Origin of the sequence: Pseudoalteromonas luteoviolacea (assembly GCF_018100925.1) — a bacterium.
Classification (GTDB): Bacteria; Pseudomonadota; Gammaproteobacteria; order Enterobacterales; family Alteromonadaceae; genus Pseudoalteromonas; species Pseudoalteromonas obscura.
Genome location: NZ_JAGJEH010000013.1, coordinates 127,907 through 149,771, shown reverse-complemented (window position 1 = coordinate 149,771; position 21,865 = coordinate 127,907). Strand labels below are relative to the sequence as shown.

Genomic DNA, 21,865 nt, shown 5'->3' with positions numbered 1-21,865 from the left:
GGAAAAATACAATGCGTTTACTCGATTTGATCGTGATAGTGTGGTTGATTCTATTGACTCTATACGCTCTGTCTCCCAGCTTTCGCGCATTAGTTAATCTATGGATATAACAATGTCTCCGCTGGCATTGCATAGTGGTTCTGGTCTACATGAATCAGCCTGTGACGTTGAGTTACAACAGAGCTGGCCTTTTCTTTTGACCCCCATATACCGTGAGGATGCCGAGGCGGCTTTACGCAAGGTATCGGAACAAACTTGCCATAATTTAGGGATCGATGCATTAGGTGATATTCGCTGTGCTCGGCGTTTCGTGCAGGGTTGCGGCAGTCAGCACCAATGCCGTTATGCGATACGCCACACAGTCGCAGGGTTGATTGGTGGACTCGCTTATGGTCGACTCAGTTACATCGGGTCAGCTGATATTGCCGAGCTCAGTTACTGGCTAACAGAGTCTTTCCGAGGCAGAGGCGTGATGACTTGGGCGCTTAAGCAGTTATTCATGGAGATGGCGCAACAAGGGATCAATAAAGTCGTTGCCAATGTGTACGTAGAGAATGTGAAATCTCAAACGTTACTATGTCGCTTAGGTTTTCATCAGGCGCACAATGTCGATGTGGCGATACGTAGCTATCATCTCGCGCTCAATGAAAGATTAGGCAGCAAAGGTGCTGCCTAAGGGGTACTGCCTATAAGCTGCGTCCGCACCATACAATTCGGCCTGCAATACCGTGTTGTTCTGCATTTTGTGAATTTATTTGCCAGCTGGGATAGTCTTGGTTGTCACTGATCACAGCGATATGATCTGACTTTTGCTGTAATCTTTTTGCCATTAATCCGTCTTGAGTTTGAATAATATAGACGCCAGCTTTGCTGGGCTGCTGTTGGCTTAAATCAACCAGTACCATGTCGCCATGCTCTAAGGTCGGCTGCATACTGTCACCCCGCACAGACACAAAAGCCAAGCGCTCACTGTGAACACCTAATTGTGACTGGAGCCAACGCTTGTTGAGTGCAAATTGTTCGGTGATATCTTCTTGACCGTTAACAGCACCGAATCCTGCACTGGCCTCAACATCAAGTTTAGGCACTACAAGCAAGTCATCTTGACTATGTTGAGCAGGTGCATCAGCGGCTTGTACGCCTGTAAGTAACCAGTTTAAGTCTACTGAAAATAAGCTATACAGATGCTCAAGATACGTCATTGAAGGACGGCCAAGCCCTTGGCAAATTCGGTAAATATGGGATGGCGACTTGCCAGTTAGTTCGGCAAACTGGCGCTTGTTACCGCCTGCAAATTGCTCAACAAGGGTCACAAAGCGACGGGAAAATGCTGTACTCATGGACTTGCTCTCAGCTTCAAAAAATGATGAAAGCGCAAGGGTACGCGTGCCACCTCTCGGTGTACAGCAAAAATAAGTGGGAGAGTTGGTTTTTCAGCTTTTGGTGTGAAAAGACGAGCGTGGCGGTTTGGAAAGTATATACATTAACAAAAGGCGAATATTGTCGCCTTTTGTTCAGATAAGTCGTTACTCGAACTTATCTTGGCAAGGTTTAGAACCTGCACAGGTCCAAGTACCTAAATTTCCACCTGCAATATGTGGAGTTTGTTTTGCATCGATTGGACGTTGTACTGAAAGAGATTTAACAGACTTTTTCGATAGTTTAAGTTGCATGATTAAAATTCCTGTTTTTTATTTTTGATTCTCAATTTAGCTCAGTGAGTATTTTTAATTTTATAAACTAAATGAGGTGTTATTATTTCGTGCTTCATTGCACAAAGAGTAATCTATATTAACTTATCCATATTGTAAATAGATGTTAATTATGTGGTTTCTATTTTAGTGTGGGGTCATTTCTCATTGGCAATCGAGCTCAGTCGAGTACAATTACACTTTGTTGTTTTAATCTATCGATGTTGGCTATGCATTTTGATTTTTCACCTGTACAACAGGTTTTCTCACACTTAACTGTGCCGCCCAGTGAAGTTACTCGTCTTTTTCATGGCCGAGGACGTTGTTACCCATCACTAGAACAATTGACCATTGATTGGCTGTCAGGTCAGATCATGTGTACTGTATTTAAAGAGCACGATGAAGCATGGATGGCAGCATTGCGCGGTTGTCTGCACGCGTTTATGCAAACGTCATTGGCGCAACAGGCTGTGACATGCATTTTTATTCAACATAGGTATCGCACCGATAACTCAGTTGAAGTGCTATATGGCACGCTGACAGAGCAGCTGGAAGTGACAGAGAATGGACTGAAGTTTGAGCTGTCGCTTGGTAAAAAGCAAAATAGCGGTTTGTTTTTTGATATGTGCAATGGTCGGGCGTGGGTCAAGGCGCACAGCGACAACAAAAAAGTGTTGAATCTTTTTGCCTATACCTGTGGGTTTTCTGTCGCTGCGATTGCAGGTGGTGCTAAGCAAGTTGTCAATCTTGATATGGCCAAAGCTGCGTTAAAACAAGGCCGACGCAATCATCAGTTAAACGGCCATAACTTAGAGAATATCTCCTTTTTAGGCCATGATTTATTTAAGTCGTGGGGGAAACTTCGCAAAATGGGGCCTTATGATTTGGTTATCATAGATCCGCCAACGTTTCAAAAAGGCAGTTTTGCACTGACCAAAGATTATCAGCGTATTTTGCGCCGCTTACCTGAACTGCTGAGCTCAGGCGCGACTGTTTTAGCATGTGTGAATGACCCGGCTGTACAGAGCCAGTTTTTAATTGACGAAATGCATCGTGAAGCACCTAGCATGGCATTTGTAGAGCGCCTTGAAAACCCAATTGAGTTTAAAGATATTGATCCACAAGGTGGGTTGAAGTGTTTGGTGTTTAATAAACAAAGTTAAGTTGTTTTATTGCTCAGTTGCGAGAATAAGTAAGGTGTGAATTAGCGGCTACACTTAATACATGTTTATGTGGAATGCAGGTTGCTGTGCATATATTTGGTGTTGCTCTTTTTGGTATGTTGGTGAGCAGTGGGCAGGTGGTTGCTTCAAAACCTACTGCGCCCGTAACATCTTCATTGTGCTCGGCAAAGGCAAAAGTCGGTGTGGTTGCTGGGTGGCCACCATTGACCAGCGTTTCAGAGGCTGGAGTCGCCGAAGGGCTAGATATTGAAATAGCCAAAATGGTGTTCAAGCAAGCTGGGATCTGCATTGAATTTATTCGTCTTCCTTCCGCAGCACGCAGTTTTGCGCAGCTCACTAAAGGGGTTGTCGACGTGGTGTTGATGGTCAGCTACACCTTTAAGCGCAAACAGTGGGGACATTATACATTGCCGTATCGTACCGAGCGGATGCGACTGTTTTCTTTAAAACCTCCTGATTCTGTATACTCTTTGAGAGCTTTGCTCAGCTCTGAGACCACCATTGGCTTGAGTATCGGTTCTTATTATGGCGAAGAGATCAAGTCGCTCGCCAACAATGAACGCTTTGGCAATCAATTTATAGGTATTTCAACGATCCAAAGGCGTATAGAACTACTGGCCAAAGAGCGTGTAGATTTTATTATTGAAGACGAGATTGTCGGTAACTACCTCACTCAAAAATACAGTGATAAGCCCATTTATATTTGGGCTTATCCCGTGCATGATAACGAAGTACACTTTCTATTGCGCAAAGATAAATTTACGCTAGCTCAGCGAAGATACATTGATCAGGCCATTGTTGCTCTTCGACCTTCAATTCAAAGTCTTGTAGAACAATATAGGAAGCGACAACCCTAGATTGATTAAACGCGGCCGCAAAAGGCTCTTGTTTAACTTTGGTCGTCATCATTGTTTTTCTTATTCAATATCGAGCAGCCGTTTGTTGTTGCGTACTATATCGGCATGAGGCTGCTTATGCTTCCCCCAGTAGATTTCCCTGTGATATACGATAAATCTCCGGGTTTCACCTTGTCTGGTCCGAGTATAGGAACTTGGGAAAGTATACACTCAAATAGACACTTTATGCTGAACATGGTCAAAGTGGTTTGTTGTTTATCGCTGTGATTATAGAGGTTTCAGCAAGGAACTTGAATTAAGGAGAAACGAACCATGCGAAGCCGATTTTTATCTCTATTGTATGACTTTGCTCTTGAGTCATTGCATAACCACAAGCGTATTCGCAATGCTAAAGTGAACGCGAAAATAGCACACCTAGAAAAAGCCAAGTCAGTCTCTACGATAGATTGGTTACACGTCGTATTGCTGATCCCTTGTATTTTATTGTTTATCCCTTTTGCTGCTGATCACATCGTGCAAGGATTTGCAATGCTAACCCATCTGCCTCAGTGGTACCGATGGCTGATTGGTTTGATGGTACTTGCAAATTTTGGCTTAAAACTAGCTGAAAAATATCGTATTTGACTGAGTGAAAATAGATGAGGGAGCGGATATGCCTGAACAGCAAAAACCAATTTCGGATCGGCAGAACAATGATGAATATGAATCACAAATCTATCAACCGCTAACTGCCATAGAAGAGCTGGACGGTATTGATCGGGAAGATGAAGCGGGGCGGCAGCCACAAGATATTGTTATGGTGCTGGTGGGGAAATGGGCGATGCCCACAACAGTAGTATTGGTCCTGATCACCTGCTTATCGGGCTACTACTTGAACGTTGAGGCATTTACGCCGGTAGTGGGTATGATTGCGCCAGTGGTAATGGCGTTGATCATGGTGATAAAGGAAGCATCTATAGGTCAAGAGCAAGATGAATCCTATTTAGATAGAGAAAGAGAACGATCTGAGCGTCGACGTCAATCTGAGATTGAAAAAGAGCTTAAATTGGCACAACTGGCCTATGAGGAAAGGCATTTTCAACAAGAGTTGACGGAAAAAATGCGTCAATTTGATAAAAGTGCAGCAGCGACGCAAGATTTTGTGGCACTGGCAAAAGATATGAATAGTCAATTGGCGGAGTTAATGAAAAAAGAAACTGAATTGGTGGTGGGGGATACGCGAATAAAGCTAGCTGATGGCAATACGCAAGTTGCGCAAAAGCCAGATACCTGCCTGGAGGTCAAATAAACATTACAATCTTTCAAGTTTATAGAGCGATATGTTGTGGGTGATTTTTGTACAGTTTGTTAGTCTGGGTATTGGCGGGTTTACAATTGGATAACAGCCAGCCAAAGCTCGCCGTTATACGCTGGCTAACAACATGGAAATAAAGGTATGAAAACAACAAGATTAGCGGTCATGGCTGCACTGGGTATGCTCAGTGTACCGACTATGGCATTGGACTGTACGCAATTAAAAGACTGGCAACCAAATCAAGTATATACAGGAGGGATGGAAGTTCAGCATTTAACCGCAAAGTATACGGCAAAATGGTGGACACAAAATCAAGATCCAGCCCTGTACTCTGAGCCAGAAAATGTATGGCGAAAAGATGGGATCTGCGATCCAATTGGCACGCCTTTACCGATTGTAAAACTCGATGCTCCCCTCGATCAAAGCCGTCACGTTATTGCTTCGCCTGTGACAATCAAGGCAACAGCTTCTCACCCAATGAATGTCCCGATCAAATATGTTGATTTTCGAGTGGACGGCGCGGTGATAGCGACAGATGATGTTGCACCATTTGAAGTATCGTGGACTGCAAGTGGGCTTGGGGAGCACACGGTTTCAGCCGAAGTTGTCGATGAGGTTGGTGGGCGCGCAAGCTCCGGTCAACGTACCATCACAGTGGTGGCTGATGATGTGATTGTGCCGCCAAGTGGGTTTAAAATCGTGGGCTACTTCCCCAGCTGGCAAGGGCAAGTGGCTGACATTCAATTTGATAAACTCACCCATATCAATTATTCATTTTTATTACCCAATGCCGATGGTTCGTTACAGCCATTAGAAAACCTCGCAAAAATGCAGCAATTGGTGAGTGCAGCGCATGCGTCGGGCGTTAAAGTAGGTATCGCCGTTGGCGGCTGGAATGGTGGCGATGACAGTGCATTTGAAACCTTTGCGAGCACAGCTCAAGGCCGCGCGACATTTATTCGCAACCTGATGGCGTTTGTTGAACTCCATCAGCTAGACGGTGTGGACATGGACTGGGAATATCCTGATCCAGGCAGTTCAGCAACGAACTTTGCACTTTTGATGAAAGAACTAAACATTGAACTCAAGGCAAAAGGTAAGTTTTTGACTGCGGCTGTTGTTGCGCTTGGGTACACGGGCGGTGGGGTATTGGAGTCTGTCTTCCAAGACGTCGACTTTCTCAATTTGATGGCATATGACGCCAACAATGCAGATCATGCCAGCTTTCAATATGCGCTCGACTCAATTGCATATTGGCAAGGAAGAGGGCTAAGTAAAGAAAAAACCGTCTTGGGCGTACCCTTTTACTCTCGTCCAACTTGGCAGGCTTATCGTACTTTGATCGCGCAAGATCCTGCTAATGCCTGCCGTGATAGTGATGGTACGTCTTATTACAACGGCATTCCGACCATACGTGCAAAAACCCAGTTGGCGCTCGATCAGGCTGGTGGCATTATGAATTGGGAACTCTCCCACGACAGTCAAGGAGCCGCATCTTTATTGACGGCAAAGTGGGAAGTTGCCCAGGGCTTGGTGCCGAGTTATCAGTGTGATGGCACGGGTGGTCCAGACAAGCCAACACAGTGTGCTGATATTCAAGTTGATCCAAACCAATATGTTGCGCACCCCGACTGGCCCAATGGAGATCACGCTGCATCCGCTCAACGAGTTCGCTATCAACAATCTGTCTATCAGGCTAACTGGTGGACACGCTCGGTACCGGGCAGTGATGGAAGCTGGCAATTTGTTTGTCAGTTTTAGATTTAACTGACAGATAAAAGCCGTGTACCCAGGTGCACGGCTTTGATTGTCATGATGTTTAATTGATTACTTGACACATGTTGGATCGTTGCCGATCAACTTCCAAGGGCCATACAGACCTGATTCACTCGGAATATCACCACGAGTCCAATAACGAGCTTCATATTCAGAACCACGATAGGTTACGCGGTCGGGCCTGACATACACAGTACCTTTATCCCAAGTACCATTACACACATTTGAACCGTCGGTTGCCGTAGCAAAAACACGTGCAACATAAGTTGTTGTACTGCCATCTACTTTAAAAGTAAGTGTGGTCTGCGCAAGTCCTGGTGTGGTGGCACTGAATTCAACACTGACTTTACAGTTTTGATTTTGCGTCAGTGTACTTGCCGAGCAGCTATCTACCGTGGTGACCAAGTTGCTGGTCACACCGAGTGCTGCTACGTTGAGTTGATTAAAGGTGAAGGTTGGACTGCCAGTATTGGTAATCGTAAATGTATGGCGGACTGTATCACCGACAACAAAGTCAGCCAACGTAGTCTGATCTTGGTAGCCCACTTGAACTGGCGCAGTGCCCGACTTCACAGACTCGATCCACTGATCAAATACGGCTACATCTGCATACACTCCATAATTATCTGGTCGCGCACAGCCTACACCCCAGCTCACAATGCCAAGCTGAACAGTTTGACCGCCAGATTGAATGACGATGGGGCCGCCACTGTCACCGTTACATGAGTCCTTTTGGCCTTGCGGGTAACCAGCACAAAACTCAGTTGCACCGACATTACTATAGTGTCCACCTGTTTGACGACAAACAGCATCAGACACCAGTGGCACATCTACTTCATAGAGGTTGGTTGGACGAGTGCCTCCTTCTTGCAAACGGCCTAATCCCGCAACTGAGAGTAAATCGCCTTCACGCGCATAATAGTCGATTGATGATTGAGCGAGTGTGACACTGGCACCTTGTGTAGGCACTCGGGTGAGCTTTAAAACTGCAATATCATTATGCAAGGTTTGGTTATTGTAGTTTGGGTGCATATGGATTTGTTCAACGGCGATACGGTCACCGTCGTTGCCGCCCAGAATAAAGCCTGCAACTTTGACGTTTAACTCGCTTGCTGTGCGGTTGCGAACACAGTGGGCTGCAGTCAATACATAGCCGTCACCAATATAACTACCACCACAAAATGCAGTGGTGCCATTTGCTCTCAGAATTTGAGTATAAAATGGCCAGTCAGCCGTATTTGCAGGCATGCCACCGACAATATTCGGTGTGACATCGTTCAAAGCCAGTGCTGGTAAGCTGGCCACGACCGTTGTAGCAAGCAGGGTGTGTCGCACTGCACGTTTGATTGAGTGTGTTGTTCCTTTCATGTTGTACCTATGTTGTTCACTTGTTAGACAAAATTTAAGATACAACTAAATGTTGCAGAATGTATAAAAAATGTGATTGAAATGATTTCATTAAGTTGGCTGTTATTTTTATTAGTCTGTTGAAATATATTGGCTTTTATTAGCCTTTAGGTAAGTAGGATTAATCCGCATGTAAATTTTCGTTTACTTTTTTTGCGCTGTTCTCACGTTGAAATGTAACAAATAATCAGACAATTAGACCTATTTGGTAATCAACATCAACCGTTTTATTGGCTGCTAGAGTGCGTCGAAACACCAAGGTGATATAGATACTTGAAACCAAGCGATTGGATCCGAGTAAATATACGTTTGTCCTTTTTAGACATCTTAAAGTCCTTAAGGACACCTTGGCAATAGGATATGCTCATGGCTTAGGAGGTGTTTTATGTCACAAGTAGTTGGTTTTTTTATTTATGACGAATTTCAAACGGTAGATTTGGCTGGGCCACTGGATGCGTTTGCGACGGTGAATGAGCTGCTCGCACCCCGTGAAGCTTACAAGCTAATCACACTGTCCGCTGACGTCATACCTGTACGCTCTGAAAGTGGGTTGAAGACATTGGCTGATGACACGATAGCACGGTGTGATGTACTCGATATGTTGGTTATTATTGGCGGCCGAGGTTGTCAAAAAGTCATACATAACCAAAGTGTGATGGCGCACCTGCAACGAGTTGCAGCAAACAGTAAACGAGTTGTGAGTATCTGCACTGGGGCTTTTATTGTTGCTGCGCTGTTTCCCGAGCGTACATTGACCTTGTCTACACACTGGAACTTTACGGAACAATTGGCGACCCAGTTTCCGCATGTCACTGTAGAGTCAGAGAAGTTATTTGTGCAAAGTGAAGAAGTGTACTCTTCTGGAGGATTAACAGCAGGTATTGATTTATCACTTAGTATCATTGCGCAAGATCACGGCGCAGCGATGGCGCAACAAGTGGCACAATATATGGTGATGTATGTTAGACGCAGTGGCGATCAGCGTCAGTATTCCAGTTTACTCAGCGCACAACAAACCTTGTCTCAGCGTTTTCAAGGTGCCATCGACTTTATTCAAGACAACATAGATAAACCGCTTTCGGTAGAACTATTGGCGGAGCAAGCGTCCCTGAGCCCTCGGCATTTTCGCCGTATATTCACCGATAAAATGGGGCTTTCTCCAATGCGCTTTGTACAGCATGTTCGGCTGGAAAAAGCGAAAAATTTGTTGTGTACAACAAACTTATCGATTGCGCAGATCAGTGTCATGACGGGGTTTGGTTCACCCCCTTTATTGTCGCGAAAGTTTACCCAGGCATATAGCGTCAACCCGACGCAATTTAGAGAAAACTTTACCTTAGAGGCTAAATAATGAAAAAAAGAATAATGATGTGGTTGATGTGTTTGTGTTGTATGAAGGTAAATGCGCACTCTACGGATCCCGATGCGTTTCATGTCGGTATTTTATTGTTTGATGGGGCACAGGCCATCGACTTTGTAGGCCCCGTTGAAGTGTTTGGCCAGGCAGGTTTTCGCCTCACCACGGTAAGTAAGGATGGCGCCGAGATCACCACTGCTATGGGCTTAAAAGTGACGCCGGATCAGCGCCTCGAACCTACGATGAAGTTTGACGCTATTTTGATCCCAGGAGGCAGCATTAATGGCCGTTTAATCGAAGATCCCATCATTCAAAACTGGATTGTGGCGCAAAGTCACTCCGCGGATTATGTAATGTCAGTGTGTAATGGTGCGTTTATTCTCGCCAATACCGGCCTGCTCGATGGGTTGTATGCGACGACTATAGAAAAAGCGTTTGATAGTTTTGCAAGGCAATATCCTGCGGTGAAATTGGCGAGAGATAAAAAGTTTACTGACAATGGCAAGGTACTGACAACAGCGGGACTATCTTCTGGTATTGATGGCGCGCTATCCCTAGTTGCGAAAGTCAGTGGAATGCGCTCTGCGCGCACTGTGGCGGCAAAAATTGAATACGATTGGGTGCCTAGTGGTGGTTATATCAGAGGTAAAATGGCAGATCGCGTTCTCCCTGAATTCGGTGCGCTACCTGCTGGGGTGGCTTTATTGGACAAAACGTTTCACTATGGCGATGAGCAAAACTGGTTTCAAGGTCATGTTTTCGATATCGGTTCAAAGCAGTCATCTCGCTTATCAAGCTGGCTTGATCAACAAATGAAAAGCGCTGGTTGGCAAGCTGTGAGCAGTGATAATACGTTAGTTTGGTCAAAGCGGTTGGGTGAGCAGCAATGGCTGTTGCATGTCAGCGTATCTCATCTGCAAGGCACACAATTTTCCACTCAGCTCACTCTTAATCGCCAGATCTAACCCTCATTCTTACTCTGTTTTGGCTGCTCATACTGTGTGATGCAGCCATCCAAAATTGCTTCGGTTAAGTGGTTGACGGCTAAAATCAATTCTCCATGACGATGAGTGTGCAGCCAGATCTGTGATCTGAGTGTATGAAGGTCGACTATTAGCTTCGGGTCCATACAGTATTGAATGACTTGGATCCCGAGCTCAAGACTACTTTGATGCTTATTGAGCAAGGCATGTTGCTGGGCCAGTTTGTTTGATTGTGAAAAGGTACTTTTGAGCTTGGGAACGTCGTTTAACCAATGTTGATATTGGGCCATTAATTTTGAATAGAGCGCTGTTTTATCTTGCGATTTAAGGCGGATATACCATTGACGCAAGTAGCTGCTTTCAGCTGGCAAATAATCGACCAGCGCATCCAGCGAGGCATGTTGGTGATATTGTCCATTCTGATACTTGACATGATGTCGAGTGTAATACTGGGCTTGTTCGATCAACTGGCTAAAACGTTTGAGTGCGTCAATATCGCCTTGGCCACTAAGTGTGGCAAGCCCATGTAAGTGCTGAGATTGGTGTTTTAGTCCAAGGCGGTGAGTGGCAAATTTATCTAACTTTGCCAAACGCTGATACATACTGGTTTCGCTTTGCAGATTAACAGGGGACCATAGGCGCTCGGCGATGGCAAACAGTCTTGGCCAGAGCCGCAAATCGAGATTGTATGGCATGACGAGCTCGCTCCAAATGGTTGCTTCACCACCTAAAATGCGTGTTTTTGCGTTGTCCTTTGGCACACTGGCAAAGTAGGATGGAGCTAGCTTGGGTACTTGAGGCAAGAGGCGAATTTGGTGTGTATACGGGGTATTACCCACTAAGATTTGGCTCTGTGAAGGCTGGTTTTTTGTCAAGCTAATACGCAGTGGTCCGATCCAGGTGTCGATACTAAATCGTATCATCTGTTTAGACTCTTCAAGGTCTTCAATCTCAATGACTTTTCTGCCATCTATCGCAATGTAGCCGAGGTGTTTTGCACGTTTATCAGGTAATAAGACAAAATGTCCCGTGATAGGGCTGCCCTTTAGCCGAGTAATTGAAAACTGCCAAGCCTGCCCACTTTGCATTGAGCTTGTGTGCTCAAGTGTGATGCGCTTTTGAGGCTGCGGGTCGTTGCGATAATGGTAGCTGGTATACTGCGGTTGATCGACGTAAAAGCCTGCTGATAAAACGCCCATATGGCCGGCATTGGTGAGTTGGGTTAGTGAGTCGAATCCGCGCCAAGATTGGATCACCACAGACTTGTTGAGATCGGGTTGAAATATTTCATCCCACCCCATCAACACTTTATTGTGCACGCTGAGTAAGGATTGCACTTTAAGATTAAAATGATTGTGCAGCTGCGCCGGTGAGGCGAGTGAGTGCCGTTGCATATATTCCTGCACAGCTTGGCTGTCGTGCCAATGGTCCGGTTTTACTTCATCCCCACCAATGTGCACATAGGGATCGGGAAAGATGGCGGTCAGTTCAGCAATGATGTGTTTTATGAAGGTATATACCTCTGGGTTGCTCGGGTCGAGTAAAGGCTTAAAGACACCCCAACCCCTTTCCATTTTGTACGGGCCGGGGTGTGCCATCAATTCTGGGTAGGCAACCGCGAGTGCAGATGCATGACCGGGTAAGTCTATTTCGGGGACAACGCGGATCCCTCGTTGTGCTGCATATGCCACGATATCAGCCATGTCTGAGTGGGTATAATATTGACCATCAGCGGCATGTTGTTGCAATTTGGGATAGTGCTGACTGGCAAAACGCCAACCCTGATCGTCTGTTAGGTGCCAGTGTAAAACATTGAGTTTGGCGGACACCATACCATCCAATTGACGTTTAATCGCTTTGATAGGAATAAAGTGACGTGCGCTGTCAATCATCAGGCCCCGCCAATCAAATCGAGGTTGATCGTCTATGTGTAAGGAAGGGAGTTGGTTTGGATATTGATATGCCAGCTGCCTTAAAGTTTGTAGCCCATAATTCAGTCCCCAATAGTTTGCTGCTTGGACTCTGATCTGAGAGGGTGAGATGTTTAGTCGATAGCTTTCATCTTGATGAAGGCTGGGATGCATAGGTGTAGAGCCCGTGACATCAAAAATAATATTTGCCCGTAAAATAGATTTACTAAAGCGAACATTTTCAAACGTATTTCGTAGCTGTTGTTTGAGGTAGTGAGATTGCGATGGCGCAAGGTTTGGCAAATACACACGCAGCGGGATATTGGTATTAAAGGCACCGGAACCGAATTGAATGCTGTTTGGATAGGGCATGAGATTGACGTTAGGCAGAGCGGCCCAGACGGGTAAGAAGCATAATCCAATTAACAGCATTATTAAGCGTATCATGTCCATTCCTTGTTTACTTTGGTGTAGATGCGGCGAAATTTTATACGCCCACGTTATCAAAGTCCGTCATAAAAACATACACCTAGGTTTGATTCATCAATCTTGTATCCGGCGTTTACCATAGTATTGCGTTACTTTGGCTCAGTATCAGGTGACTGCCACTGTTAGTTTTATAACCACAAAATAGAGGCTAACAATATGGGTGATTAAAGTGACGATAGTAGGCAGCAAACTGGGGAGCGTGTTGGTTGTTTTTAGCATGGTTTGGCATACCGCTCATGCGCAGCAACGCCAAGTCGAATTCGAAGGCTCTGCGTTACTGAGTGAACAACTATTGCCTACTCAGAAATTTGTTTCTGAGGGCAGTGAAAACATTGACGTCGACAGTGAAACTCTGTACTCAATCGATTTGGAAACAACCATACACCAGGACCAACATAGTGTCTTTATTTGGTTGGAACACAATCGGAACCAACCTGCTGATGGCGTATCTGCATGGTTGGAGAATACCAATGAAGATGCGGGAACGACGTTGGATGGTGACGATACCAGTAGAACCCAATTGTCATCTTTATACTGGCGGTATCGCTTTGCTGAGCAGCAGAGTGAAGTGATGGTTGGGCTGGCCGAAGTAAGCATGTTGTTGGATACCAATGAGATAGCCAATGATGAGGTTGGTCAGTTTCTCGCAGCTGGATTTGTCAATAATCCCTCTATCGACTTTCCTGATTATGCTCCTGCGATACGTTATCAAGGCACTATCCCCAAGGGGGATTGGCAGTGGCGTGCCTTGCTGTCAAACGCTAAGGGGTTGGCTGACAATCAGGGTAATTATGCCGATACATTCGCTCAAATTGATGGCTCAGAGGGCGTATTTATAGCGTTAGAAGGGCAAAAAAAACTGGCCAATGACACCTTGCTAACCTTAGGCAGTTGGCACAATAGCGATACTAAACGATACGGTACCTATGGCGCTTGGTACACGCAGCGAGGTGCGTTTAAATTGCACGGACGTCTGAGCCAAAGTGTCAGTTACGAGCATACTGAAGACAACTTCGATAGCGACAAAAGCCACTTTGCCAGCGCGGTCGCGCAGTATCAATACCAAGATTTTGTTTTTGCATCCGGGCTGAGCTATCTATCAAACCAATCGCGAGACAACGACTCAACTATCACGCGTATGGCAGAGTGTTATGTTCAATATCATTGGTCGGAAAACTTACACACAACGCTTTCCCATCAATGGCATGATGGTGTTGTAAATACTGAATCTCCCCTTGAGGCAGCGCCGCAATTAGTGGCTAATTGGCAGGAAGTGGTAACACTGCGTATGGTGGTGCACTGGTAACCAAATTGGTTACGCTTTGGTGTATTGTTTGGGAGGGACCCCAAACACTTTTTTAAATGCAGTGTTAAACGCACTGCTCGATTCAAACCCTAATTGCTGGGCGATCATCTGTTGAGATTGTCCAGCATTAAGCATTTCTACGGCGCGCAAAGCCCGAAGTTTTTGTTTCCATTGACTAAAGTTCATGGCAAAGTTTTTATGAAACAAGCGGTTGAGCGTGCGGCTGGAAGCGCCGACGCGCTTTCCCCACTGCTCTAATGTGACAGGACTCCCTGGATTGGCATAAAGCTCAGCAACAATAGGGTGAAGGCGTGTATCTTGAGCTCGTGGAATAAAAAAGTCACTGGTGGGGGCTTGCTCCAAACGGTCGATAAAAACATCGATAAAACGCTGGGTTTTGTCATCTAGGGTATAGTCGTCTGGCCAAGTGCATATTTCCAAGATCAAGGCTTTTAATAAATCGCTGACCACCATTGATTTGGCCTGATCTCCAAGCAGAGTTTGGTATTTTTGGTCAATGTAAACACTGCGAAAGTGCCCCCCGTACCGACAATAGAGTTCATGGCCAACATTAGGGGGGATCCAAAGAGCTTGTTGAGGTGGGATCACAAAGCTGCCTTGAGGCGTAAAAATAGTCATGACGCCATCACTAATATACGTCAACTGTCCCCAGGGGTGACTATGTTCTTCAACATGTTCCCATTGTGGCATAGTTGTGGCGCGTGGAAATACGGGCTTGCCTAATTGGCTACGCTTGAAGCGAGATTTCACACTCACCCAAGAATTATTTGTCTGTTTAGATAAGTTTTCTGTCATATTTTTGGATTTAGGCCAGTAAAAATTGAGCATATACTAGCCAGGCGTTTCACTCAATGTGCTTAGGAAAGTAAATGGAAAAACAATCATTCTTGCGGTTTACACCTTCTCCGATGAGCTTTTTAGTCTTAGCAACCTGTGTAATGGCGATGACATTTGCCGGCTGGACTGCAATGCTGAATAATTTTGCTGTTGAGGCAGCAGATTTTACTGGCGCCAATATGGGGATGCTGCAATCACTGCGTGAGATCCCGGGCTTTTTAGCATTCACCGCGGTATTTATATTACTGGTATTAAAAGAGCAAACCTTTGCGGTTGTAAGCTTGTGTCTGTTGTCTATAGGTGTTGCCATTACAGGGTTTTTTCCAACAATTTATGGCTTGTACGCTACGACAGTTTTGATGTCGATAGGATTTCACTATTTCGAAACTTTAAACCAATCGCTCAGTTTGCAGTGGTTTAAAAAAGATGAAGCAGCAGAAAAATTAGGCAAATTGTTATCGATTAAGTCTATGGCTTCGCTGGCGACATTCGCAATTATCTGGGTGGGATTCAGCTGGCTGCAAACCGACTACATGTGGATGTATTTATTGATAGGTGGCATGGGGTTAATTGTGACGATATTTATGGCCTTGACCCATCCACAGTTTATTGCTGCGGCAGGGCAAAATAAAAAGCTGATTTTACGCAAGGAATACAGTTTGTATTATTTACTGGTGTTTTTCTCTGGCGCTCGTCGGCAAATCTTCATGGTATTTGCAGGCTTTTTAATGGTTGAAAAGTTTGGCTATGATGTCGCACAAATTACCGCGTTGTACATGCTCAATCACGTGATCAACATCTTCTTGGCGCCCAAGATAGGTAGCTGGATTGGACGTATTGGGGAGCAAAAAGCACTTACCGTTGAATACACAGGATTAATTGTGGTCTTTATCGGATATGCCTTGGTCGAGTCAGCACAGGTCGCCGCAGTACTGTATGTTGTTGACCATATTTTCTTTGCCATGGCGATAGCATTGAAAACGTATTTTCAGAAAATTGCACGGCCAGAAGACATTGCATCCACTGCGGGTGTAAGCTTTACCATCAATCATATTGCGGCTGTGGTGATCCCAGCAAGTTTTGGTGTGGTTTGGCTGTATGACCAGTCCCTGGTATTTTATTTTGGTGCAGCACTGGCGGCGTGTTCTTTATTGTTGAGCCAGTTTATTTCGCCACATTTGCGCAAACTAAACGCTTCGCAAAGCTCGTAAATTTGCTGCCAATTAGCGTTTAAGCTACCGAGCATTTAATACTGCATATTCATAGTCTAACAAGATAGTTAGCTATGAGTATGCGTTATGACATCAGAGCCTTTGACCTTTTCTGTTTATGCTTGTATCCGTCGCAGTCAAGCAACGGACCAATTGGGGTTGCCCGTTAGACACCCCTTATACCACCGCCACGCCAGTTTAGTGTTTAAGAACAATTGTGATCAGTCTAGCTATGCTTATGGGTTTGGTTTCAATGGGTTTAGTCGAGAACCCGTACCAAAGCCAGAGAAGTTACTTGCCAAAGAGTGGCTTTATCGCAAGCTGTCGCGCCAAGGAGTAGAGCGCCTATTTATAAAACTCAATGATATCGATGCGGCCAGTTACAACATTGCGACTTACAATTGCGTGGACCACCTCGTGGTTTGTTTGCAAGTGCTAGGAAGACAATCGCGATTATTCAATCGCTACCGATATCTCAATAGGCGCTGGTATGGAGGGTATACATTAAGGAGAAAAGTCCTTTAAAATTTTTGCGGCTTTGGTACCAACCTCAGAGAAGTTCTCAGTGCCTTTGGTCATGGCTTTTTGTGCCTCTTCAATGACTTTAACATATTTAGGATCACCGGTAGCAAGCAATTGCGACAATGCCACACCGATGGCTGTTGTCGTGATAGTGCTTAAGTTACGCAGGTTGTCTGTTGCATCCTGCACAGCCATCGAGGTTGATTGTGCAACCGCTTGTTGTGCCTTAACCAAAGCAGCTGGTTTGTCAGCCATGTCAGTTTATCCACCTTGCGCTAGGATGAGAGCGCAAGCAGATGAGACTGACGCTGAGGTGTAAGTTTGCGCACTTTGTTGTGCTGTGATTGCATTTTGCATCATTAACCCGACGGTATCTGCTAAAGCAGAGTCACTCAGCTGGGAAATGATTTCGTCAACACTGGGGCCATTTTTATCTGACATAATTTTCGACCTCTTAAAGTTAAGGCGAACAGCCTATTAAGTGGACTGTATTTTTGTCTGCAGAGGCAGTAAATGCCTCTGTGTCGAGGCTGTGTTACTGGTCACCATCTTTTTCTGTAATGGCGGCAGCGGCACGTCCGAGTACCGCACTACCTACGGCACCTAAGGCATTCACACCTTGAATTGTTGCAGCTTGAACTGTGATTGCTGCTTGCTGTTGTGCATTGGTTGCATTGTTTCCTGCGTTGGAAAGTGCGGCCCCCATTGAAGCATAGAGGTTACCCATTGCCATCGCAGGGTTATCGGCAAGCACCTTGGTATTGACTTGGGTGATTGAATCAGTGATTTGTTTATTGACTGTAGGGTCTTTAGTCGCCATTGCGGTTTCCTTCTTCGGTTTAGTAATGGATCAGGTATTAGCCAAGGAGCTGGCTATTTATTTCACTTAGTGCGTCGCTGATTTGCTCTTCGACGGCCTCTAATTGCTTGGATACTTCTTGATTGACTGAGTCGGCTTGGGCAAATGGCGCAAGCGCATCGAGGCGTTGGTCATTTTCGGCAAGCAGATCTGCCACTTCTTGCTCTTGTTTTTCTGAGAGTGCTTGGATTTGTGCCATATGCTCTTCATAAAGCGCACTGTATTTGGCAAGTGACGTCATGGTATTTACTCCGTCTCTGTTGAGTCATCGGTTTTTGGTGGGGGATCAGCCGCTTGTGTTTTTTTATTTTTCCCAAAACGGAAAAGGTTAAAACGGGGCTTTTTCTCTTTTTTACTCGGCTCTGCCTCTGATGGTTCGGCAACCATCACTTCATCACTTTCCTCATCAGTAGGTGCTTTGTTATTGCCGGAAGCAGGGGGCGTACCCGGTGTCTTGAGTAGCCTGGCACATGCGTTGGTAATGGACGCCGCAGTGGTCATTTGAGCATGCTGCTGACTGGTTACGGCGTTGTGCATGGATAGCCCGAGCGTTTCAGCTAACGTGGTTTCAGTCATGCTGGTCGCTTGTTGCGAAAAAGGCACACTGTCTTTGTCTTGCTCACTCATGATTATCTCCTCGTGAATTCAAACTGGTTATTCGCTCAACAACTGAGCAATTAATGCAACCTAGAATACGAGGTATGGCCGTTTTAAAATCGGGTAAAGTGAGATTTGATCCGGGCTTTTTTAGGATTTTGGGGGCATGCCCCCAAGGCTGCTGTTATTCTTGATTTTCATGTAGAACGGTGGCAATTTTTTCTCCAACTGCACTGAAGTTATCTGCTCCGCGACTGACGATTGACTGCGCATCTTCAATAATCTTGGAAAATTTTTCATCTCCAGTTTCAATATACTGAGACAGGGCTACACCGATTGCTGTGGTGCTCAATGTATTGAGGTTTCTAAGGTTGTCGGTCGCATCTGATAAGGCCAATGCAGTGGACTGTGCGATGGACTGCTGTGCGCTCTGCACAGCGGACTCCGCCGCGTCAGGTGCACTGTTGAGGTTTTCCATAGTTAGCTCCAAACAATAAAAAAGCTCTTAGCGCTGAATTCATCACTAAGAGCTTGGTTGGGATAGTGGATCAGTATCCTGTGTTCAAGTCGTCTGAATTCAATTAAGCGTCAGGCTCAATGATTTCTTCTGCACTGCGGCCGATCACTGAACTACCGATAGACATAAGTGAGTTGACACCTTGTACTGTTGCAGCTTGCATCGTGATAGCAGCTTGTTGCTGTGCTGCTGTAGCGTTGTGCGCCGCATTACCTAACGCTTGGCTGGTAGACATGAGTAGGTTGCCCATTGCCATAGCTGGTGTTTCACCAACCACTTTGGTATTTACCTGAGTAACCGAGTCGGTTACTTGTGCATTTACTGCATCTGCCATGATTGACTCCTGTTAATATTTTAAATTAGAAATAAAGGTTAAGATTAGGGTGATTAGCCTTTCTCGATGATACCTTCAGCGCTACGACCAACGACTGAGCTGCCGATAGACATTAATGAGTTAACGCCCTGCACAGTTGCTGCTTGCATTGTGATTTGTGCTTGTTGTTGTGCTGAAGTTGCGTTGTGAGCAGCATTGCTTAAAGCTTGGCTGGTGGACATTAACAGGTTGCCCATTGCCATTGCTGGCGTTTCACCAACTACTTTAGTATTTACTTGAGTTACTGAGTCTGTGATTGCTGCGTTTACTGTATCTGCCATGATTTTTTCCTCATTGGATAGTTAATTAATCGGCCGGATTAGCCTTTGCTAAGAATTTCTGCTGTGCCACGTCCCACAACTGCAGTACCCGTTGACATCAAAGAGTTGATGCCCTGTACTGTAGCTGCTTGCATCGTGATCCCTGCTTGCTGATTACCCGTCGTTGCGTTAAGCGCTGCGGTGCCCAATGCGTGACTTGTTGACAGAAGTAGGTTGCCTGTACCTGATGCAGGCGTAGAGCCTGTGACACTGGTGTTTACCTGAGTGACAGAATCTGTCACTTGGGCATTTACACCACCTGCTGCACTTGGTGCTGCTGCCATAGTGTTTTCCTTCTATTGGTTAGATATTCGCCTTATATAAGGCGGTGTGTTTTATCCAGATTTACTGGTAAAAACTATTTCGACGCTTTGGGACCCATGCTCAGCAGCATTTCACTGGCCAATGCCGTATTTGTCTTGATAATGGCATTGTGCTGGTGTTGTGCGAGCGTGGCATTGTGCGCGGCATTACCCAATGATTGAGCGGTTGCTTGCAATAACATATCCCTAGATATCCCAGGGGCTTGCTGTGCTACCAACTCATTCAATTGTTCTAGTGCTGCAATGTCTGCCATGGTGTTACCCGTCGTTTTCAATACAGCCAGTTTAGGCATTAACACGCCTGATTAATCGGCTCAAAAGATTGAAAATTAGGGGTAAATTGGGCTCTTATGGTTGATACTTTTTTTTGTATTCGCGCGGTGACATATTGGTATAGCGACGAAAGATTTTTTCAAAGTGGCTTAAATCACCAAAGCCCACTTCCATGCAAAGATCGGTGATCCTGAGATTGGGATTGTGTTCAATGAGTTCACATGCTTTTCGGATCCGCAGCTCTGCAAGGATTTGTTTAAAGCTGCGCTGAAGAGCACGTTTGAATAAATAAGACAAGTGAGAAGGGCTAACAAACGCGTTGGCAGATAACTCCTTTAGAGAAATATCACGTTGCCAGTTTTGCATGATAAAAGAGAGTGCTTTTTGCAAGCTGGGATGATATTTCTGAAAAGGAGTTAAATTACCCGCTAACAGATGGTCAACGCACTGTTTATTTGAAAGGCTATAGTCAGTGGTCGCAGCCAATTGAGGGTAAATCGAGGCCAATGTCTGCTCACCTATGTTGTTTTCTTGAGCCAAAGTAAACGCGCGCAATAAAACTTTTTCGAGCTCTGCAACATTGTTGGGCCAGCGATAATTTTTTAACATCAGCTTTGCTTGTTCTGTAAGGTGCTGCTCAGGGCTTAGTTGATAGAGCTCTGAAAGTTGTTCAACCATAACCTGAATATCTTCAGGTCGCTCGCGCAGCGGCGGGATATTGAGGTTAAAAAAATTGAGCTTATGCCACAAACTGGGTAAAAACTGATCGCTATCTACCATTGTTTGGATGTTTTGTTCGCTAGAGCTTATCACGCGCACGCGCTGCAAATCGATTTTGCTGGTATAGCTGGTGGCGTTATTACTCTGTGTGGTCAGTTGCTCTAACAAGTACTTTTGCTGGGAAATAGAGAGGGCATCAATGTGGCTGAAGAATATACAGCCTTGATTCATCGAAGTGTTGATGTGGTGCAGTTTTTTTGCAAAGTCTTCTTCATCACAGCTTGCACAGTCAATTTCGTAAAAAGGATGGTGCTTGGCGTAGCTGCTAAAGTGAATTGAGCAGGCAACGTCAATGACCTCAGAGCCAGACTCTGCTTGTATGAATACCGGGCATAATTTAGCAGCTATACGCTCAATAGTTTTTTCCAAATTCAAAATTTGATCACTGTAACCCTGCAACGAGGCACTTTTACCCAAATATTGATGTGACAAGGTTTGAATAGCATTGCGTTTTACGAGTATACCTATCTGGTCAGATAAATTCGTTAATTCGGAGGGTGATGTACCGGGGAGGTCTGCGTGCTTTAACAAATTTAATGCGCCGATGCGCTTTCTTTGATAAACAATCGGGTAGCTTCGTGCACTTGTTGGTCTATGGTGCTCTTGGTCGAAAAATATATGTGTTTTAACTTGTTGGGATGAGTCTTCCACTTCTAATGAAAGCTGTTTTAGCACACTTTCAGAGCATCGTGTATTTAAGTAGCGTGTCAGTGATTGGGTTAGTGGTAACTGTTTTTTAATCGCATCTGTGGGCGACATTATGGGTGTTGTTGATTCATTCATCGTTGACTCCAAAGCAATATAACTTTTGTCTAGCGAATATCCTTTCTAAGCGAAACAACCATATTTGGTGTTTTGCATATTGGAAATTTACAAACAAGGTGAATTAAGGCCGTGGATACAACTTAAGGAATTTTATTAGTTTTCAATCGGGGTATATTACGAACTATTAATTACATATTATTACGTGAAGGTTAA

The 21,865-nt window shown here is 45.1% G+C and carries 27 protein-coding genes; 11 read left to right on the top strand and 16 right to left on the bottom strand.

Annotated features, from left to right (window positions below):
- Window positions 1–112: 112 nt before the first annotated feature.
- On the top strand, window positions 113–676 hold the full coding sequence (locus tag J8M00_RS23555; RefSeq protein ID WP_211012877.1) for a GNAT family N-acetyltransferase: 564 nt from the start codon (window positions 113–115) through the stop codon (window positions 674–676).
- Window positions 677–686: 10 nt separating this feature from the next.
- Here J8M00_RS23555 and J8M00_RS23550 read toward each other — a convergent pair whose 3' ends face one another.
- Together J8M00_RS23550 and J8M00_RS23545 are read right to left on the bottom strand one after the other, a co-directional pair.
- The gene (locus tag J8M00_RS23550) at window positions 687–1,340 is read right to left on the bottom strand and encodes an XRE family transcriptional regulator (protein ID WP_211012876.1); all 654 of its coding nucleotides are present in this window, start codon (window positions 1,338–1,340) and stop codon (window positions 687–689) included.
- Window positions 1,341–1,526: 186 nt separating this feature from the next.
- Window positions 1,527–1,673 (bottom strand): hypothetical protein, encoded by a 147-nt coding sequence (locus J8M00_RS23545; RefSeq protein WP_023401206.1) that lies wholly within the window; start codon window positions 1,671–1,673, stop codon window positions 1,527–1,529.
- A gap of 248 nt (window positions 1,674–1,921) precedes the next feature.
- Here J8M00_RS23545 and J8M00_RS23540 point away from each other — a divergent pair, with 248 nt between their 5' ends.
- The 5 genes from J8M00_RS23540 (at window position 1,922) to J8M00_RS23520 (ending at window position 6,787) form a co-directional block, all read left to right on the top strand.
- A complete protein-coding gene (locus J8M00_RS23540) occupies window positions 1,922–2,854 on the top strand; it encodes a class I SAM-dependent methyltransferase (RefSeq protein ID WP_247687532.1) in 933 nt (310 codons plus the stop codon).
- Between the two features lie 86 nt (window positions 2,855–2,940).
- On the top strand, window positions 2,941–3,732 hold the full coding sequence (locus J8M00_RS23535; RefSeq protein WP_211012875.1) for a substrate-binding periplasmic protein: 792 nt from the start codon (window positions 2,941–2,943) through the stop codon (window positions 3,730–3,732).
- 312 nt (window positions 3,733–4,044) lie between these two features.
- A complete protein-coding gene (locus tag J8M00_RS23530; protein WP_211012874.1) occupies window positions 4,045–4,356 on the top strand; it encodes a hypothetical protein in 312 nt (103 codons plus the stop codon).
- 28 nt (window positions 4,357–4,384) lie between these two features.
- On the top strand, window positions 4,385–5,020 hold the full coding sequence (locus J8M00_RS23525) for a hypothetical protein (RefSeq protein WP_211012873.1): 636 nt from the start codon (window positions 4,385–4,387) through the stop codon (window positions 5,018–5,020).
- Between the two features lie 147 nt (window positions 5,021–5,167).
- Window positions 5,168–6,787, top strand: a complete 1,620-nt coding sequence (locus J8M00_RS23520) for a glycosyl hydrolase family 18 protein (RefSeq protein WP_211012872.1) — start codon at window positions 5,168–5,170, stop codon at window positions 6,785–6,787.
- 66 nt (window positions 6,788–6,853) lie between these two features.
- Here the strand turns inward: J8M00_RS23520 and J8M00_RS23515 are convergent, their stop codons facing one another.
- Complete coding sequence (locus J8M00_RS23515) at window positions 6,854–8,170, bottom strand: trypsin-like serine protease (protein WP_211012871.1); 1,317 nt, start codon at window positions 8,168–8,170, stop codon at window positions 6,854–6,856.
- Between the two features lie 424 nt (window positions 8,171–8,594).
- On the opposite strand from J8M00_RS23515, the gene J8M00_RS23510 reads away from it, so the two are divergent.
- Together J8M00_RS23510 and J8M00_RS23505 are read left to right on the top strand one after the other, a co-directional pair.
- Entirely contained in the window at window positions 8,595–9,560 is a 966-nt protein-coding gene (locus J8M00_RS23510; protein ID WP_211012870.1) for a GlxA family transcriptional regulator, read from the top strand.
- On the top strand, window positions 9,560–10,531 hold the full coding sequence (locus J8M00_RS23505; protein ID WP_211012869.1) for a DJ-1/PfpI family protein: 972 nt from the start codon (window positions 9,560–9,562) through the stop codon (window positions 10,529–10,531). The genes J8M00_RS23510 and J8M00_RS23505 overlap by 1 nt, the downstream gene beginning before the upstream one ends.
- Here J8M00_RS23505 and J8M00_RS23500 read toward each other — a convergent pair.
- Window positions 10,528–12,906 carry a family 20 glycosylhydrolase gene (locus tag J8M00_RS23500; RefSeq protein ID WP_211012868.1) on the bottom strand — a complete coding sequence of 793 codons (2,379 nt, stop codon included), beginning with the start codon at window positions 12,904–12,906 and terminating at the stop codon, window positions 10,528–10,530. The genes J8M00_RS23505 and J8M00_RS23500 overlap by 4 nt on opposite strands.
- A gap of 211 nt (window positions 12,907–13,117) precedes the next feature.
- Between J8M00_RS23500 and J8M00_RS23495 the strand changes: the two genes are divergently transcribed.
- A complete protein-coding gene (locus J8M00_RS23495) occupies window positions 13,118–14,254 on the top strand; it encodes a hypothetical protein (RefSeq protein ID WP_211012867.1) in 1,137 nt (378 codons plus the stop codon).
- Window positions 14,255–14,263: 9 nt separating this feature from the next.
- On the opposite strand, the gene J8M00_RS23490 is transcribed toward J8M00_RS23495, so the two are convergent.
- Window positions 14,264–15,103: an AraC family transcriptional regulator gene (locus J8M00_RS23490; RefSeq protein ID WP_247687531.1), complete on the bottom strand. Its 840-nt coding sequence runs from the start codon at window positions 15,101–15,103 to the stop codon at window positions 14,264–14,266.
- 41 nt (window positions 15,104–15,144) lie between these two features.
- On the opposite strand from J8M00_RS23490, the gene J8M00_RS23485 reads away from it, so the two are divergent.
- Window positions 15,145–16,323, top strand: a complete 1,179-nt coding sequence (locus J8M00_RS23485; RefSeq protein WP_247687530.1) for an MFS transporter — start codon at window positions 15,145–15,147, stop codon at window positions 16,321–16,323.
- Between the two features lie 87 nt (window positions 16,324–16,410).
- The gene (locus tag J8M00_RS23480; RefSeq protein WP_211012866.1) at window positions 16,411–16,848 is read left to right on the top strand and encodes a hypothetical protein; all 438 of its coding nucleotides are present in this window, start codon (window positions 16,411–16,413) and stop codon (window positions 16,846–16,848) included.
- On the opposite strand, the gene J8M00_RS23475 is transcribed toward J8M00_RS23480, so the two are convergent.
- The 11 genes from J8M00_RS23475 to J8M00_RS23425 form a co-directional block, all read right to left on the bottom strand.
- The gene (locus J8M00_RS23475; protein ID WP_023401220.1) at window positions 16,828–17,100 is read right to left on the bottom strand and encodes a RebB family R body protein; all 273 of its coding nucleotides are present in this window, start codon (window positions 17,098–17,100) and stop codon (window positions 16,828–16,830) included. The two genes, J8M00_RS23480 and J8M00_RS23475, sit on opposite strands and share 21 nt — an antisense overlap.
- 6 nt (window positions 17,101–17,106) lie before the next feature.
- Complete coding sequence (locus tag J8M00_RS23470; RefSeq protein ID WP_023401221.1) at window positions 17,107–17,286, bottom strand: RebB family R body protein; 180 nt, start codon at window positions 17,284–17,286, stop codon at window positions 17,107–17,109.
- A 94-nt stretch (window positions 17,287–17,380) separates the two neighbouring features.
- Window positions 17,381–17,665, bottom strand: coding sequence for a RebB family R body protein (locus J8M00_RS23465; RefSeq protein ID WP_211012865.1), 285 nt, complete (start codon window positions 17,663–17,665; stop codon window positions 17,381–17,383).
- A 37-nt stretch (window positions 17,666–17,702) separates the two neighbouring features.
- The gene (locus J8M00_RS23460; protein ID WP_023401223.1) at window positions 17,703–17,945 is read right to left on the bottom strand and encodes a hypothetical protein; all 243 of its coding nucleotides are present in this window, start codon (window positions 17,943–17,945) and stop codon (window positions 17,703–17,705) included.
- A 5-nt stretch (window positions 17,946–17,950) separates the two neighbouring features.
- Window positions 17,951–18,331, bottom strand: a complete 381-nt coding sequence (locus J8M00_RS23455) for a RebB family R body protein (protein ID WP_211012864.1) — start codon at window positions 18,329–18,331, stop codon at window positions 17,951–17,953.
- Window positions 18,332–18,485: 154 nt separating this feature from the next.
- Complete coding sequence (locus tag J8M00_RS23450; RefSeq protein ID WP_023401225.1) at window positions 18,486–18,779, bottom strand: hypothetical protein; 294 nt, start codon at window positions 18,777–18,779, stop codon at window positions 18,486–18,488.
- A 103-nt stretch (window positions 18,780–18,882) separates the two neighbouring features.
- Window positions 18,883–19,152 (bottom strand): RebB family R body protein, encoded by a 270-nt coding sequence (locus tag J8M00_RS23445; protein ID WP_023401226.1) that lies wholly within the window; start codon window positions 19,150–19,152, stop codon window positions 18,883–18,885.
- Between the two features lie 53 nt (window positions 19,153–19,205).
- Window positions 19,206–19,472: a RebB family R body protein gene (locus J8M00_RS23440; RefSeq protein WP_023401227.1), complete on the bottom strand. Its 267-nt coding sequence runs from the start codon at window positions 19,470–19,472 to the stop codon at window positions 19,206–19,208.
- Window positions 19,473–19,510: 38 nt separating this feature from the next.
- Entirely contained in the window at window positions 19,511–19,795 is a 285-nt protein-coding gene (locus J8M00_RS23435) for a RebB family R body protein (RefSeq protein WP_023401228.1), read from the bottom strand.
- 74 nt (window positions 19,796–19,869) lie between these two features.
- Complete coding sequence (locus J8M00_RS23430) at window positions 19,870–20,127, bottom strand: RebB family R body protein (RefSeq protein ID WP_023401229.1); 258 nt, start codon at window positions 20,125–20,127, stop codon at window positions 19,870–19,872.
- Between the two features lie 55 nt (window positions 20,128–20,182).
- The gene (locus J8M00_RS23425) at window positions 20,183–21,670 is read right to left on the bottom strand and encodes an AraC family transcriptional regulator (RefSeq protein ID WP_211012863.1); all 1,488 of its coding nucleotides are present in this window, start codon (window positions 21,668–21,670) and stop codon (window positions 20,183–20,185) included.
- Window positions 21,671–21,865: the final 195 nt, after the last annotated feature.